Origin of the sequence: Pseudoalteromonas luteoviolacea, from assembly GCF_018100925.1 — a bacterium.
GTDB classification, from domain to species: Bacteria; Pseudomonadota; Gammaproteobacteria; order Enterobacterales; family Alteromonadaceae; genus Pseudoalteromonas; species Pseudoalteromonas obscura.
Window position 1 is genome coordinate 316,976 of sequence record NZ_JAGJEH010000003.1, and the last position, 16,295, is coordinate 333,270.

The 16,295-nt window shown below is 42.8% G+C and carries 17 protein-coding genes; 3 read left to right on the plus strand and 14 right to left on the minus strand.

Features of this window, described 5'->3' with window-relative positions:
• Window positions 1–37 precede the first annotated feature (37 nt).
• The 3 genes from clpB to rluD form a co-directional block, all read right to left on the minus strand.
• On the minus strand, window positions 38–2,614 hold the full coding sequence (gene clpB / locus J8M00_RS07440; RefSeq protein ID WP_211009674.1) for an ATP-dependent chaperone ClpB: 2,577 nt from the start codon (window positions 2,612–2,614) through the stop codon (window positions 38–40).
• A 78-nt stretch (window positions 2,615–2,692) separates the two neighbouring features.
• A complete protein-coding gene (gene pgeF, locus J8M00_RS07445) occupies window positions 2,693–3,418 on the minus strand; it encodes a peptidoglycan editing factor PgeF (protein WP_211009675.1) in 726 nt (241 codons plus the stop codon).
• Between the two features lie 4 nt (window positions 3,419–3,422).
• Complete coding sequence (rluD, locus tag J8M00_RS07450; RefSeq protein WP_211009676.1) at window positions 3,423–4,400, minus strand: 23S rRNA pseudouridine(1911/1915/1917) synthase RluD; 978 nt, start codon at window positions 4,398–4,400, stop codon at window positions 3,423–3,425.
• 123 nt (window positions 4,401–4,523) lie between these two features.
• Here rluD and J8M00_RS07455 point away from each other — a divergent pair, with 123 nt between their 5' ends.
• A complete protein-coding gene (locus J8M00_RS07455) occupies window positions 4,524–5,282 on the plus strand; it encodes an outer membrane protein assembly factor BamD (protein WP_023398608.1) in 759 nt (252 codons plus the stop codon).
• A gap of 53 nt (window positions 5,283–5,335) precedes the next feature.
• Here J8M00_RS07455 and J8M00_RS07460 read toward each other — a convergent pair whose 3' ends face one another.
• The gene (locus J8M00_RS07460) at window positions 5,336–5,674 is read right to left on the minus strand and encodes a P-II family nitrogen regulator (protein ID WP_023398607.1); all 339 of its coding nucleotides are present in this window, start codon (window positions 5,672–5,674) and stop codon (window positions 5,336–5,338) included.
• Between the two features lie 132 nt (window positions 5,675–5,806).
• On the opposite strand from J8M00_RS07460, the gene J8M00_RS07465 reads away from it, so the two are divergent.
• Window positions 5,807–6,346 (plus strand): GspH/FimT family pseudopilin, encoded by a 540-nt coding sequence (locus tag J8M00_RS07465; protein ID WP_211009677.1) that lies wholly within the window; start codon window positions 5,807–5,809, stop codon window positions 6,344–6,346.
• 191 nt (window positions 6,347–6,537) lie between these two features.
• Window positions 6,538–7,065: a GspH/FimT family pseudopilin gene (locus J8M00_RS07470; RefSeq protein WP_282099772.1), complete on the plus strand. Its 528-nt coding sequence runs from the start codon at window positions 6,538–6,540 to the stop codon at window positions 7,063–7,065.
• Here J8M00_RS07470 and J8M00_RS07475 read toward each other — a convergent pair.
• From J8M00_RS07475 to lspA, 10 genes are all read right to left on the minus strand, one after another.
• The gene (locus tag J8M00_RS07475; RefSeq protein WP_282099766.1) at window positions 7,062–7,481 is read right to left on the minus strand and encodes a type IV pilin protein; all 420 of its coding nucleotides are present in this window, start codon (window positions 7,479–7,481) and stop codon (window positions 7,062–7,064) included. The two genes, J8M00_RS07470 and J8M00_RS07475, sit on opposite strands and share 4 nt — an antisense overlap.
• A complete protein-coding gene (locus tag J8M00_RS07480) occupies window positions 7,468–10,611 on the minus strand; it encodes a pilus assembly protein (RefSeq protein WP_348772548.1) in 3,144 nt (1,047 codons plus the stop codon). The genes J8M00_RS07475 and J8M00_RS07480 overlap by 14 nt, the downstream gene beginning before the upstream one ends.
• Window positions 10,608–11,099 carry a pilus assembly protein PilX gene (locus J8M00_RS07485; protein WP_211009678.1) on the minus strand — a complete coding sequence of 164 codons (492 nt, stop codon included), beginning with the start codon at window positions 11,097–11,099 and terminating at the stop codon, window positions 10,608–10,610. The genes J8M00_RS07480 and J8M00_RS07485 overlap by 4 nt, the downstream gene beginning before the upstream one ends.
• Window positions 11,093–12,070 (minus strand): PilW family protein, encoded by a 978-nt coding sequence (locus tag J8M00_RS07490; protein ID WP_211009679.1) that lies wholly within the window; start codon window positions 12,068–12,070, stop codon window positions 11,093–11,095. The genes J8M00_RS07485 and J8M00_RS07490 overlap by 7 nt, the downstream gene beginning before the upstream one ends.
• A 2-nt stretch (window positions 12,071–12,072) precedes the next feature.
• The gene (pilV, locus tag J8M00_RS07495; RefSeq protein WP_211009680.1) at window positions 12,073–12,624 is read right to left on the minus strand and encodes a type IV pilus modification protein PilV; all 552 of its coding nucleotides are present in this window, start codon (window positions 12,622–12,624) and stop codon (window positions 12,073–12,075) included.
• A 98-nt stretch (window positions 12,625–12,722) separates the two neighbouring features.
• Window positions 12,723–13,397, minus strand: a complete 675-nt coding sequence (locus J8M00_RS07500) for a LytR/AlgR family response regulator transcription factor (RefSeq protein WP_211009681.1) — start codon at window positions 13,395–13,397, stop codon at window positions 12,723–12,725.
• Window positions 13,372–14,418 (minus strand): sensor histidine kinase, encoded by a 1,047-nt coding sequence (locus J8M00_RS07505; protein WP_211009682.1) that lies wholly within the window; start codon window positions 14,416–14,418, stop codon window positions 13,372–13,374. The genes J8M00_RS07500 and J8M00_RS07505 overlap by 26 nt, the downstream gene beginning before the upstream one ends.
• A 3-nt stretch (window positions 14,419–14,421) precedes the next feature.
• A complete protein-coding gene (ispH, locus tag J8M00_RS07510) occupies window positions 14,422–15,351 on the minus strand; it encodes a 4-hydroxy-3-methylbut-2-enyl diphosphate reductase (protein WP_211009683.1) in 930 nt (309 codons plus the stop codon).
• Window positions 15,351–15,791, minus strand: a complete 441-nt coding sequence (gene fkpB / locus J8M00_RS07515; RefSeq protein ID WP_023398596.1) for an FKBP-type peptidyl-prolyl cis-trans isomerase — start codon at window positions 15,789–15,791, stop codon at window positions 15,351–15,353. Before fkpB ends, ispH begins: the two co-directional genes overlap by 1 nt.
• Window positions 15,788–16,294 carry a signal peptidase II gene (gene lspA, locus J8M00_RS07520; RefSeq protein WP_211009684.1) on the minus strand — a complete coding sequence of 169 codons (507 nt, stop codon included), beginning with the start codon at window positions 16,292–16,294 and terminating at the stop codon, window positions 15,788–15,790. The genes fkpB and lspA overlap by 4 nt, the downstream gene beginning before the upstream one ends.
• Between the last annotated feature and the right edge of the window lies 1 nt (window position 16,295).

Here is a 16,295-nt window from a genome sequence, read left to right on the forward strand (position 1 = left end):
AATAGAGACAGCCTCCAAAAACGCTTATAAGCTCAGTTTAGCGGCCATTAAATTGAATTTTATCATCTTCAATATCCACGGCAATCATGGTGTTACCGTTGAAATCCCCTTGCAACAGACTTTGCGCTAACGGGTTTTCAATATACTGCTGAATTGCCCTTTTCAAAGGCCTTGCACCAAACACAGGATCAAAGCCGCTTTGCGCAATTTTTTCAAGCGCCGGTTCACTGACTTCAAATGCAAAGCCATTGTCTTTAAGGCGAGCCGACAACTTATCTAGCTGAATACGGGCGATCTGTTTTATGTGCTCAGTAACCAGAGGGTGAAACACAACGGTTTCATCAATTCGGTTAATAAACTCGGGTCTAAACTGAGTACTTAACACATCCATTAATTTGCTTTTTAATGCCACAAAGTCATTACTTCCAGCTTGCTCTTGGATCACATCTGAGCCCAAGTTTGAAGTCATAATGATCACCGTATTCTTGAAATCAACGGTTCTTCCTTGGCCATCGGTCAATCGCCCGTCATCCAGCACTTGCAATAAAATATTGAACACATCTGGGTGTGCCTTTTCTACTTCATCAAGCAATACCACTGAATAAGGCCGACGACGCACAGCTTCCGTAAGGTATCCTCCCTCTTCATAGCCAACATAGCCAGGCGGTGCACCTACTAAACGTGCAACCGAATGTTTTTCCATAAACTCTGACATATCGATGCGTACCATGGCATCTTCAGTATCAAACATAAAATTAGCCAGTGCTTTGGTCAGCTCTGTTTTACCAACCCCAGTTGGGCCCAGAAATAAGAATGAGCCGATAGGACGATTTGGATCTGCAAGACCTGCTCGAGAACGACGAATTGCATTTGCAATGGCGTTAACAGCTTCGTCTTGACCAATTACTTTTTGGTGAAGTTCATCTTCCATATGGAGTAGCTTTTCCCGCTCCCCCTGTAGCATTTTTGCGACTGGGATCCCCGTCCAGCGCGATAAAATTTCTGCAATTTCGTCTTCAGACACTTGATTTTTCAGCAAGCTCATTTCTTGCATTTCAGCCTGAGAAGCCAAATCTAGCTTGCGCTCTAACGCTGGGATCCTACCGTATTGCAGTTCAGACATGCGTTGTAAGTCACTTGCCCTGCGCGCTACTTCCAGATCAAGTCTTGCCTGTTCCAGCTCGGCTTTGATCACTTGTGTGCCTTGCAATGACGCTTTCTCAGCATTCCACACTTCATCTAGTTCTGTATACTCAGATTCCAGTTGTGCTATCAATGTTTGCATTTCAGTGCGGCGTTTTTGACTGGCTTCATCTTTTTCTTTCGCCAGCGCGTTGTCTTCCAGCTTCAATTGAATTATGCGTCTTTCTAACTTATCAAGCTGCTCGGGTTTTGAGTCAATTTGCAAACGAATAGATGATCCCGCTTCGTCGATCAGATCTATGGCTTTATCAGGAAGCTGTCTATCGCTGATATAGCGGTGTGATAAATTTGCTGCAGCAACGATTGCAGGATCTGTAATATCAACAGAATGGTGCAATTCATAACGCTCTTTCAACCCGCGCAAAATGGCAATGGTGTCTTCGACTGTCGGCTCTGAGACAAATACTTTTTGGAAACGCCTTTCCAGCGCTGCATCTTTTTCAATATATTGACGATATTCATCCAGCGTCGTTGCCCCCACACAATGGAGCTCACCTCGTGCCAGTGCAGGCTTCAACATATTGCCAGCATCCATTGCGCCATCGGTTTTACCAGCGCCGACCATAGTGTGGATCTCATCGATAAATAAAATCACACTGCCTTCTTCTTTGGCTAACTCGTTTAAAACAGACTTCAAACGTTCTTCAAATTCGCCACGGTATTTAGCTCCAGCAACGAGCGCCCCCAGATCCAGCGATAACACACGTTTGTGCTTTAACCCTTCAGGCACTTCCCCGTTGACTATACGCTGAGCCAAGCCTTCAACAATCGCCGTTTTACCAACTCCGGGTTCGCCGATGAGAACAGGGTTGTTTTTTGTACGTCGTTGCAGTACCTGAATTGTACGTCTAATTTCGTCATCTCGACCAATAACAGGATCTAATTTGCCTTGCTCTGCCCGCTCCGTTAGGTCAATTGTATATTTTTCGAGTGCTTGGCGTGTTTCCTCTGCATTTGGGTCGTCGACCTTTTGGCCGCCACGGATAGCTTTAATCGCTTTTTCAACCTTGTCTTGGGTTATATTCAACGCTCGGAATATATCGCCCAGTTCCCCTTTATCTTCACACGCGGCAAATACAAATACTTCACTAGAAATATATTTATCCTTGCGCTTTTGTGCATATTTATCACAGAGATTGATAAGCGAAATGAGCGTATTAGACAGCTGAACATCTCCGCCAACCCCTTCGACTTTAAAAAGCCGCTCTATAGATTGGGATAATTTGGTATTGAGTTCATCAGCGCTGACACCCGCTTGGGCAAAGAGTGCCCTGACGCTTGAACCTGTTTGCTGTAACAGTGCATACATTAAATGCACAGGTTCTATAAATTGATGATCTCTGCCTAAAGCTAGAGACTGAGCGTCTGACAACGCACTTTGAAACTTGCTGGTAAATCTATCTAAACGCATGAGACTCCACACCTAAGTAATCTTAACTACTTCTTTAAGTGGGTCCTTTAGCGAATTTGTTCAAGTGGCGAAGAGAATTTATTTACGCCAAATTACCGTAGCCATACGACCACATTGGCCGTCACGTCGATACGAGAAGAATTGTTCTTTATTACTGAATGTACATAGCTTATCGGTATAGATGCTATTGACATTAAGGGCTTGTAACTGCATCTGGGCAATTAAAAAAATATCTGCGAGGTATTTCCCATTACCAATGGTTCTAAAAGCCTCTGACAGCTCAGGGGACTGTGCAATAAAAGTATCTTTGACTTCAGAACCAACCTCAAATGCATTGTGGCCAATTGCAGGTCCCAGCCATGCTACAAGTTTATCAGGAGAAGCCTCAAAGTGCTGCGTCGTTTTTGCAATGATCCCCCCAGCCAGTGGTCGCCAGCCACCATGGACTGCGGCAACTTCTCTGCCACACTGACTGGCGAGTAGAATAGGTAAACAATCTGCCGTCATAATGGCCAACGGCTGACGTCTTAACCGAGTGTATAGGGCATCGGCATTCACTAGCAGGCTAGCATCTGTTTTGGTATCAACTACGTGTATATCACAACCATGTACTTGATTAACCCAAGTTGGCGCTGCTGGCAGGTAACTTTCTAAGACAGCTCGATTCTTTGCAACATGCTCGCTGTTATCACCAACGTGGTAGGCAAGATTAAAGGTGTCATAAGGCGCACAAGAGTACCCACCCAAGCGGGTGCTGGATACAGCACCGACTTGATGTTGCACAGGCCATTGAGGCAATATCATATGATTAATATTCAATTTGTGGGTTAGCTTTAGTATCAGACCGTAACATGTCAGTAAGCGCTTGCATATCATCAGGGATCGGCGCTTCCCAAGTCATTTTTTCACCTGTAATAGGGTGCGCGATACTTAGTTTAACCGCATGCAATGCTTGTCTCTTAAAACCCCGTAGCGTATCTAAAAACTCTGCTGACGCATTTTTCGGGGGACAAGGGCGACCATTATATAACTGATCCCCTATTAGAGGGTGTTTCAAATAAGCCATATGTACACGGATTTGGTGTGTTCTACCCGTTTCCAAGCGCAATCTCAAACGCGTATGAGCTCTAAATTTTTCTGCAACACGGTAATGTGTGATAGCAGGTTTGCCCATTTCATGTACAGCCATATGAGTACGTTTAGTTGCATGACGCCCAATCGGCTTTTCAATCACACCACCCGCAGTCATAGTACCATTACAGATAGCTTCGTACTCACGGGTAAAGTTAGTTCGTGCTTGCAGGTTTTTTACTAGGTGGGTTTGCGCCTGAATTGTTTTGGCAACAACCATCAACCCTGTTGTGTCTTTATCTAGACGATGCACAATGCCGGCGCGAGGCACGTTGATAATATCTGGATGATGATATAGTAATGCGTTTAGCACAGTGCCATTTGGATTGCCGGCCCCTGGATGGACGACTAAGCCCATTGGCTTATTGATCACTAGGATATCTTCATCTTCATAAACAATATCTAATGCAATATCTTGCGCTTCGTATTCGCGCTCTGCTTCTATTTGTGTTTCGATCTCTACGACTTCACCACCAAATAGTTTTTCTTTCGGTGTGCTCAATGTTTGACCATTAACTGTCACCTTTTCATCTAAAATCCAAGTTTTTATTCTTGAACGTGAAAAATCCGGGAACAATTGCGCTAATATTTGGTCTAGACGTTTACCGCCTAACTCGATTGGCACTTCGGCTTGTAGAGAAATTTGCTCTGACATGTGTAACTTTACCTAAATTACCAGTGCAAGCCTCGCTCGACTGGGTTAGAATCGCATAAATGCATAGTTTACTCGGTTTTACCGACTTGGCCTAGCCGAAGACAACGAAGGTAGTAAAATAAAATGATAATGAAGTTGGGAAAACGCGCTGCTGCAGTGTTTATTAGCGCATCTATACTAGGATTAGCCGCATGTTCTTCAGCACCAGAACAAGAAGAGATTGAACGTGTACCAAATAAGTCAGTACAGGCTTTGTATGACGATGCTAAGCGCACTTTAGACTCTGGCTTGTATGCCAGAGCCATTCAACTGCTTGGTGCAATTAATGCCCGCTATCCGTTTGGCCCGTATTCAAGACAAGTACAAATGGATTTGGTCTATGCCTACTACCAAACTGGGAATGTAGATCAGGCGCTTGCAACCATTGACCGTTTTATTCGCTTAAATCCAAATCATAAAAACCTTGATTACATGTACTACATGCGTGGCCTTGTTAATATCAAAGCTGATGAAAACGCGTTCCAAGAGTACTTTGGCGTAGACCGCGCAGACCGAGATGTCAGTAAAACGCGTGTCGCATTTCAAGATTTATCTACTTTGGTGAAAAACTACCCTGACAGTAGTTATACACCTGAAGCAAAAAAACGCTTAGCATGGTTGCTTAATAAAATGGCACGTTATGAGCTAAAAATTGCCAATTATTACTATGAGCGCGAAGCATACCTTGCGGCAGCAAACAGAGGTAAGTACGTTGTTGAGCATTACTCTCAGAGCAGCTATTTACTTGAAGCGCTGGATATGATGGAAAAAAGCTACGATAAACTAGGGTTAACAGAATTGAGTGAAAACGTGAGAAAAACAAAAGCACTTAATCAGCGTTAAATATATTTGATCAGGCATCACTGATGCCTGATCAACAAGCAATGAAAGCAACATTAAATTGCTTCTTCGTCTTCTTCACCAGTACGGATCCTAACAACTCGCTCAACTTCAGTGACAAATATCTTACCATCGCCGATCTTACCGGTTTGCGCCGTTTTTAAAATAACGTCAATCGCACGCTCAACATCTTCTTCTGCCAATACAATGTCTAATTTCACTTTAGGTAGGAAATCAACCATATATTCTGCACCACGATATAACTCTGTATGGCCTTTTTGACGCCCAAAACCTTTAACTTCACAAACAGTCATACCGGTTATGCCTATATCAGACAGGGCTTCTCTCACATCATCTAACTTAAATGGTTTAATAATTGCTTCAATCTTCTTCATGATTATCATGCTTCCTATGGTAATGCGTCGATTTTAGACAATAGGGGCAAGCAAGGCAAACTTAGCAGTTGAATAATATATTGAAAAGGCGCAAAATAAAGTATCAACACCAGCCTAGATTAGGAGCTTTCCATGCGACACCAACAAGGCATGAGCTTACTGGAATTGTTAATGACAGTTGCCATTTTAGGCATTTTGGCCTCCCTCACATTTTTCTTCACTAGTACCACCTATCATGAAAACCGTGCACAGAGTTTTTTACTTGAGCTCAAACGTAGCGTTACGTTTGCTAGAGCAAAAGCAACTGCGAGTGATGAAATAGTCATCGTTTGCCCAGTATTAGAAAAGTTGCTATTGGAAAACAGGGACTTTACTTGTTTAGCAAACTGGCAAAGCAATCGCATCGTTATTTTTGTAGATCGAGATAATAATGGTACCTTCACAGTGAATACCGATAATATACTGAGAGTAATGGAAAAAGTAACCGAAAACGATACGCTGAATTACCCAGTTGCATCACTAAAATTTGATTCCAGCGGTCGCTTGGGTAATGGGCAAAATGGTAATTTTATATATTGCCCTAATGGAACAACCACACAAAACCAAAGCCTGAGTATTACCCAAGCTGGTACAGCGTTGTTTACCGGAGACACCACCCAAACGTGTACTTAGCGCGTGGTGGTGTCAATATTGGTGAGAAAGATTAACCTTTTCATATCACTTCACTTTATCGTAAAAAGACACACAAAAATAATAAATTCAGTATTTTCTGGCAGCCTTAGCTAACGCGTTGTACACGCGTTCGCCCTTAAATTCTACCCAGCTATATATAACTTATTATTCGCTAACGCGGAGGATGAATGATGTGGGTAGAAAAAAGGAATATACAAGGCTTTTCAATGTTAGAACTGATTATTACTTTGCTGATCTGTGCAATTGTAATCATGTTAGCTATTCCTTCAATGAGTGAGATTCTCATTGTTAATAGGCCTAAAAACGCTTTGATGCATTTAGACAGACTGGTTAGCTTTGCACGACTCAAAGCCATATATTCAGGTGAACGGATCACTTTATGTCCGTTAATCGAAAACCGCTGCTCTCGAGGTTACTGGGACAGGGAACTCACTTTGTTTATTGATAGAGGCAAACTCGGATGGTTAGATAACCGAGACACTATATTGCGAGTAACTTCTAAAATTGCCACCAACGATGACCTTACATATCCAAGAAACGCCATTACGTTTAAACACACAGGCACCACTTGGGGGTTAGGAAATGGCACATTTACATACTGTGTCACACATAGAGACGGTACAAAGTCTGGGAAATCTCTATCCCTGAGCACAACCGGACGTACAAAGCTAAAGGATACCTCTCGATGCTTGTATTAACGCTCCCAACAGTGATCTGCGCTTTGAGTTCCTGTAACAGACTTAATACCCAAATTGTTTATTGATAGCGTAGTGCACTCTGTATCGCCGCTGACAGGGCCACTTGCCGCAGTTGCAGTCAAAGTATACCCGTTATTACTCAGTACAACCGTAATGGTAAAGTACCCGTTTTCGCTAGTTGTTGGTATGCCAATATCAGATAATTTACTCGTATACTCTCGATTGTCTACAAAATACTGCTCCTGCTTGTTTGCACCATCTAGCAACAGGGTCATGGCATCAGAGCGTGCTCCTCGCTTCAAATAATTAGAGTAATTTGGGTAAGCTAAGGTTGCTAAAATACCAACAATAGCAACCACAATTACCAGCTCTATCAAGGTAAATCCAGTGTGAAGCCGTATATCACTTTTCATCATTATCTTCTTTCTTATAAATAAACAATTGTCTTGTTTCATAAGTTATCGTCAAAGGCGATACACTTGGCACATTTGCAGACCCGTCTGCGTTTTTATACACATTGGGTGGCTCAAGCCGTTGTGGATCAATGCCATCTGCGGGGTTGTTACCAAACATCGGATCAACCGCATCTTCTTTTATCACTGTAGGGCTAATAATTTTAGCTTTTACTGTCTTTTTCTTGGTGATTGGATCTTCATACACATCATAATGTGTTCTGGGTGTATCAGGTAGTGTCGCAGTGGTGCGATAGCGGCGTAATTGGAATACCTGCATGCCGTAGTGCAAGTGGACAATATACAAATACCCTGTACCTTCCCCTATCGCACATTGATTCTGTGAAACGGTCGTTGGAGAGAAAGATGTAAAATAAGCCAATCCACCAATTGCAGTCGCTGCTGACAATGACTTTTCGCCGGATTGAAGTTTAATTTTCCAACCTTTCGCTTTACCTAACTCTGCTTCTTGAGTCGTAAAATTCTCATAGCTGTTCAGATTGGCTTTAAACGGGTCGTTTGTAACATTGAATAGTTGACTCGCCCTTATCACAGCTGGTGTATTCTCAGAAGTAAATGATTGCGTTTTAGTATTTTCATCTCTGAGCATAAACAAGAAGTTTTTAACATGTGTGGAGGTAGGCTTAGCTCGATTACCGCTTCCGATCAATATCCCTTCATAAGGTACATCTCGTCTCACTTTTGTTGGCTTACCATCAATAATCTCTACAGTGACCTTGCTAAAGTAGGTTCTAGCAATCATGGGGCGATAGAAGAAACGACGTTTTGCATCATCATTACCACCACTTAGGTTGGCAAATCTAAAATGTGTCCACGGCGCGTCTTTATCATCCGGAGATGTGCTCGGTAAGTCCACTCGCCAAATACCACCACCGGTATCTGCGGCATAAATCCTGTCTACAAAGCCATCATAATCAGAGTCGAGTACGCTGACGTCAGCAGCAATACTGTGCTTGCCTTTAAAGCCATTGCTAGGTGTCAACGACCATATTGGCTTACCGCTTTCTAAATCAACAATATAAATACCTCGACCTTTACTGTCTTCAGAGAACAGTGCGTTGTCTTTATTTGTATCGTAACCCGCGCCAAAAATCAGCACAGGCTTATTAGGCTGTGCCGTGATAAAAGAGACAATCGGCTTAGACCAAGATTGCGCTAACTCGGTATAATCACCAACTCCACCTTTTATGGGTCCGCCCCACATCAGCGTTGGCTGATCAGGCACAGTAATATCAAATCCATAATACTCATTACCACCTCGTCGCATGCCTGCAATCAGCCATACTTTTTCACCTGAATCTACCACCCCGCTATCGTTTTTATCCCAAAAATACACAGTAATAGGACCATCCATACCGTATAATTTCGTATCTTGCTTACGATTTCTCAGAGGTTGTAAAACTTTCAATAGTGAGTCTGGGATAAACGCCCAACTTTCTTCAACGGTATCCCCCTTATCTTTAAACATGTGCAAGAAGCCTGCATTGGTGCCTACAATGACCCTTAAGTCATTGTTACCGTAGTCAATTGTTACAGGTCTAGAATGCAGAGGATCCCCAAAAATATCGTTGCGTCTTTCATTGGTGATGCGGTTGCCATTTTGATCATCAACATCCAACCCTCTTGCCCATGACATCGTATTTTGTACTTGAGAAGTGGAGCTGCCAAATTTCGCAGCCAGATTAACAAGAGAGCCTTGATGTGCATTTAATGCTGTATTGTAGTCAAAATTGTATAATGCGCCTTTACCAAAATCTGAATAGAGTTTACGTGTAGTTTGTCGCTCAGTTAATTGATAGTTTACGCCGCCCTCTAGTACGACATTGCCATCTTTGCCTCTGGGGTTTGACCAATATGTCGTAACAGACTTATCAATTTGCCCTTTATCATTAATCGCATTGGAGGTTGTGCCTACACCATGTACAACCCCGCCTGTGACCTTTAACTTTTTCAAGTTACCAGCCCAACGAGTATGTGTTTCTGGGTAAAACATCGTGAAATACACCGAGTCGCCACTGCGGCTTAAGTCCGAACTACTCGTTGATACCGAAGGAGATGAAAAGCTATCACTTTGCTCGCGTATTTTTGAAATAGTTAGCTTCAGCGCTTCAGACAACTGAGATGCCGTATTGGCATGGAGATAAGCCCCCCCGCCATCCACTTCACCAGTTTGCTTTAAAAGCGCTTTACCTGCATTAGACATGCCTGTGCCAAAACCTATGGTATATACGCGCGCAAAGTCTTGTTTATCAGCCGTTGTCGGGTATAAATCAACTTGTTTTTGAGACGTACCACGCATTAATTTTGCCAATGCGCTTAAATAGCTATTTGATGTGGTTGATGGGTAAGAACCGAATACTCTGAAGTGTTCGTCAGAAATAGCGCCGTTTTTTCCCGTATCACTGGTTGGGTCGCCATCGGTCATTAAGATAATATTTGTCGAGGTATCGCAGCGTTCTGGTTCACCAACAACAGGAATAAAAGGTGACTTATAACGCCCATTGGACTCTATTGTTTTGTCCCTATCATCTCCCCCATTGTAACCATAATCTACCGCTCTGCCAGTCAGATATAAGTAGGCTTCCCACAAGGTTTCTGCCAAAGGGGTATTACCACTGGCCCTCAAAGCATTGATTTTACTGACGACAACACTTGGATCTGCGCCAATACCATTTAATACATACCCACCAGAGCTGGAATACAAACGCATCAAGCCAAAGTCAAAATCAGGATTATCGTTTACCAAAGAGGTCATCGCAGCCTGCGCCACTTTTAACCGGCTATCACCACAAGTCACCGAGCGATAGGCGCCATTGATATATTTGTAACATGTTTTAGATGTTTTGGATGTATCGAAGCATTCTGTAGAACGCAGCCTCCAATTTCGATATTCATAACAGCGTTTGCCATCAACTACATCCCACGCCATGCTGCCTGAGGTATCGAAAATAACAATGACACGTGACTTCTCAGAACCACTCACATCGTGTTTTACATACAGTTCAATGTCTTCGGCATTTACGGCACTGCTAATAACAAGGCAGATAAAAAGTAATCGTTTAAAGTACATCATTGGTTTGCCTTAATATCTTGGATTTCTTGACCGATACCAATCACAACTGTGACCGTATGGCGACCTTGATCACCATACTCAACAGAACTTGTTAGTTCAGTCATATTACAGACAACGCCCTCTGTATAGCTATATATACGAGGACATGGCACTTCCAACTGGCCTCTATTTAAATTTCTTAACTCGTAATCAACTGGGTTGTTTAAATTTTGGTTATCAAACGTATGTACACCATTGTCATTTGCATCTATTTGTCCATTGGTCAAATGAAACTTGCTGGCGCCAAACAATTGCTTTTGATTTTTAACGAGACGCTGCACTTCCCCCATCAAATAGGCTTCCGCAGTCTCACGCTCCTGTGCCGCGTTAGTGATCTTGATATCAATGGTGCTACTGCTCATCAAAGTCACAGCAATACTCGTTACTGCCACGATTAATACCATTGATACAATAAGTACCATGCCACGTTGCTTAGCCTGATTTACCATGCTGAAGACCCCATGTTATATAGCTGAACTGTCGTCGAAAATACCGTTCGCCGATAACTATCTGAAAAGGTACGTACGACTTTGTCGTTATCACTTCCCAGTGTGTACGTTTGATTTTTTAATTTAATGCCAGGATCAGGTTCCAAAGACCTAACTAAGACAATTACTTGAACTGTTAAAACGCCTTCGGATCTCTCCCAATCAGCTGCTGTCATTTGCTTTACACTACGGTAACCATCAACACGGCTATCACCGTCTAGATCAATACCAAAAAGAAAACGCATGTCCTCAACACCTTCAATAACTGTCTCGGTAGTCATATCCCCATTTACGGTCAGTCGTTTACGGCTTAATACCGGGATTGTGAGCTGTACGTTATCTATGGTGATCTGCTGTTCTTGGATAAAATACACATGGTGGCTATAGGGCCAAAGTGTGGCATTCACGTTCGGCAACCCAGCAAAGCTGGGGCCCGATATAAAATCACCTTGCTCTTGTTGCGCAATAAAGTAGTACTTATTTGAACTCACAACACCATTGGTAATTTGCTCACCCTCTAAAAACTTCAGCTGTAACACTTCGGTATTTTTTTTAGCGCCAGTAATACAGTCCAAAGAGTTTCCGTTCGCGGTATAATCAGCAAAAATAGGGCGAAAATTTGTTGGTGTTACATCAGGAAAGCTGCCGTTGTTGAGACCACCAAAACAGTCACCTGTTGGGTTTGCCGGCCCACTGGAGTTATCTGCACTGAAACTTTTGTCGTAGAACGTACCCCAAAAACCAATTTGCTCCAGATCTCGGCGCAATAAAGTCAATGATAATCGCCCTATTTCTTGCAGCTCCCCTATCGCCATTGTATCTTTTGTTGTTACGCGCATGCTCACATAGGTAGCTACCACACCTCCGAGGAGAATCGCTCCAATAAACAAGGAGATCAATATTTCAATCAGAGTGAAGCCACGCTGACGCATTGTTAACTCCTTACTAGGACGAAGCTGGTTAAAGAAACAAGTCTTCTGTAATCATCTTTCGTACCACAGTTAATATTTGACGTTGTATTATTTGCCTTGATGGCCTGTCGCCCTACCCAAGAAACCGTGACAGTCACTTCAAAACCATCCCCATCTCTAACAGGTGTGATACATACTGTTGTATCATCTAGCGAGCCTGTATTTTCCTTCGCTCTGATCGCTTGCTTCCACTGTTCTTTATCAAGGTTGGCAATTGCTAAATTATTGCAAAAGGTAGAAAAGCAAGTCGTATCCGTATTCAACTGAGTTTGGCTGGTAAACGAACCACCATACAAGTCTGTTAGCGCAGTGGTATCATTTGAGCGAATACGTTGAATAATGTCGCCAGCTAAAGCCACAGCAGCCGCACGCTGCATCGAATCGAAGCTGGCTTGTTTCGCCTTCGCTTGCAATGCAACTGCCCCGAGCAGGCCAAAGCTCAAAACCATAAAAGCAACCACCACCTCCAACAAGGTGAATCCTGCTTGGCTTTTTTTTGGAAACAATCTACTCATGAAAAAAACTCAACGTATAATCTACCCTACATAGTATCGCTTTTTTCGTATAACCAAATAGCCATGTGACTAAACGGTCAATCAATGTGGGTCAGTGGTTAAAACACTGATTTAAGGCTCGCATATGCACGACGGCTAACCTGGACTGGCTCTTCAACACCTTGGAGTACAACACGGTGCGCACCCTCGCAACTCTCTAATTTTATGATGCTTGCCTTTTTCACAATGGTATTTCTATGCACTTGTACAAAGTGATGCGGGTAGTCAGACAAAAGTTTTTTTAGGGGAGTATCGATAAGTGCATCCCCGCCTTCAAAGTAAATATGGGTGTACCTGTCATCCGTTTGCGCAATAAGGATATCAGGCACGTTCACCCATCGAATATCGTGTCCAACTTGGTATTGCAATTTAGCTAATGTATCAGGGAATAGATGATTTAATAGCTCAGATATTTGCGCACTGTCTACAGGTTTAACCAAATAGCCAGAAGCATATATTTGATAAGCTTGTAACGCGTGCTCTGGATAAGCGGTGACGTAAACGAGCTTTAAATTGGCATTTTTGTTACGTAATATTTTTCCAAGCTCAATTCCATCCATGCCTGGCATTGAGATGTCTAAAAAAACGAGTTCTGGCTCAAGCTCCTCAACTAACTCTATTGCTTGTTGGCCATCTTGGGCTTCGCCTACAAATTTTAAAACTTCAAATTCACCCAGTAGTCGCTGTATTCGTCGTCGTGCAATTGGTTCATCGTCTACTACCAGATATTTCATTCAAAGCTCCTAGGGGCAACACCACGTTTATAAAGAATCTACCACTTTTTTGCGATGTCTTCAAAGCCGCTTGCTCACCGTAATAAATAACTAAGCGCCGGCGAATATTTTCCAATGCAATTCCCTGCCCTGAACGGGACTTTGATTCTGGATTAAATGGGTTATCTACTGTAAACAGCAATTTATCTTCACGGCAGTTCACTTTAATTTTGATTGAGCCGCCTAAACGTGCAGGCTCAATACCATGAACAACCGCATTTTCCACTAAAGGCTGGAGAATTAGAGCTGGCACACGCACATCTAAATCGACATTTTGGACACTCCACTCAACGTTGAGGCGATGCTCAAAACGATACTTTTCAATGGTCAAATATCCTTTGGTAAGGGAGATCTCTTGGCTAAGACTGTGTTTTTTACCACTGGCAAATGCAACCTGCATTAATTTTGCCATAGTAAGCGCAGCCTCCTCCGCTGCATTCGGATTTTCGTGGCAAAGCTCAGCTAATGTATTTAATGCATTGTGTAAAAAATGAGGCCGTATTCGCGCTTGAAGGGCTTCTAATTCAGCATTAGCGGCATGCGCGATGGTGTTTAAATTATCAATGTAAATTGCCATAAAGTGCAAAAGCAAAATAACGACAAAACCGCAAATTGCGTTGTTGTTAAACACAAATTGCCAATCAATTGGTTCCACTGGTGAGAAGGTAGTGTACTGAACTATTAAGCTGGTGAAGATACAAACTGATTGGAAAAAGACAAGTACAATACCTAACTCAGTTTTGAAAGATAGTTGCTTGAAATATTTAACGACAAAAGCGATTAGAGCAAGTGTTATGAATGCGTTCGCGTGGGTAAATAAACTGACTAACCCTAAACTCAGCCAAAAATCTTTTCCACTCGATAGAGTATAAATGAAGGCGACTGCTTGCGAGGCAATAATCATTGCAAGAATGCCTCGCTCCGAGAGCATCGCCTTAAATAAACCACGGTCAATCGATGCCGAATGAACCCATGGAGTCATGTGTTATCTCAGCTCAACAGGCACTGCAAACACCACATTTTCTTCTTGACCTGGGTTTTCCACAACAGTTTCACCACCAAGTTGCTTCAAGCGTGAAATGACCTGCTGAACAAGCACTTCGGGTGCAGAAGCCCCCGCAGTCACTCCGACACGTTCAACATTTTCAAACCAATCAGGCGAAATGCTTTTTTCATCATCGATCAGGTGAGCAGCGGTGCCCATTTTATCTGCAAGTTCGCGCAAACGGTTCGAGTTTGAGCTATTTTTCGCACCGACCACCAACAACAGATCAACTTTATCCGCTAAGTCACGAACTGCATCTTGGCGATTTTGCGTGGCATAACAGATATCATCTTTACGAGGACCGTGGATCTTAGGAAATTTGATACGAAGTGCTTCGATCACATCTGCGGTATCATCAACTGATAACGTTGTTTGGCTACAGTAAAACAGATTACTCGCATCTTTTACTTCCAAAGACGCGACATCTTCTGGCGTTTCAACAAGGTAAATTCCGCCTTGAGGGTTATCATACTGCCCCATTGTACCTTCAACTTCAGGGTGACCATTGTGACCTATTAAAATACACTCTGTGCCTTTTCTGCTCGCTCTAGTAACTTCCATATGGACTTTGGTTACCAGTGGACATGTCGCATCAAAAACCTTTAATTCGCGTCTTTTAGCTTCTTGCCTAACTTGCTGTGATACACCGTGCGCACTGAAAATAACAATACTGTCATCAGGTACTTGATGAAGCTCTTCAACAAACACTGCACCACGGTCTTTCAGGCCATTCACAACATATTTGTTGTGAACAACTTCATGGCGTACATAAATAGGCTTTTCAAAAATATCTAAAGCCCTTTCAACAATGCTAATTGCTCTGTCTACTCCAGCACAAAAGCCTCGCGGATTGGCTAACAAAATTTCCATTAGCTATGAACCTCTAAAATGTCTACTTCAAATGTCACCACTTGCCCTGCCAGAGGGTGGTTGAAGTCAACAGTTACAGAGTCACCAGCGACCTCACGGATCAAGCCAGGCAATTCAGTGCCATCTGGCTGAGTAAACGCGATAATACTGCCTACTTCAGCAGGCGTTTCACTGCCAAATTTAGTACGGTCTAAATAATAAATGTTGTCCGGGTTCGGCATACCAAAGGCGTCCTCTGGTTGCAGCTTAAAGCTCTTATTGTCACCTTCTTTGAGTCCCAATAAGCAGCTTTCAAAATTTTCAGTGAGGCTTCCATCTCCCATAAATAACTTCGCAGGTTTATTATTTACCTTTGTTGAGTCAGCAGCAGATCCATCTTCCAGCTTTATTGAATAGTGGAATAGAACTTCTGATTTTGGGCCTATGACTTGTTCACTCACGCCTCTGTCTCCCGAGTATTGGTTTTATCACCAAAAAATGCATCAAAAAGAAGTAAACCAGCACCGCCGACGATCGCCATATCAGCAACGTTAAAGGCGGGATAGTGCCAGTCTTGATAATAGAAATGTAAAAAGTCGACAACGTAACCCAATGTCACGCGATCATATAAATTGCCTATTGCACCAGCCAATACCAGTGAATATGCACCACATAGTACCCAGTTATTTGCACGCAAGTTTTTCAACCACACGATCAATAACACACTGATCACGACTGCGATGCCGCTGAGAAACCATCTCTGCCATCCGCCTGCTTCACTTAAAAAGCTAAAAGCTGCACCATAATTGTGCATGTAAGTGAAATTAAAAAATGGCAGCAGCTCGATAGATTCATATAGCTTCATATTCGCTACTACGACTGCCTTTGTGCCGAAGTCTACTGCAAAAAGCAGTAGACTCAGCCATAACCACACTAGACCACTTCGTTCGGTCAATTTTGTCACT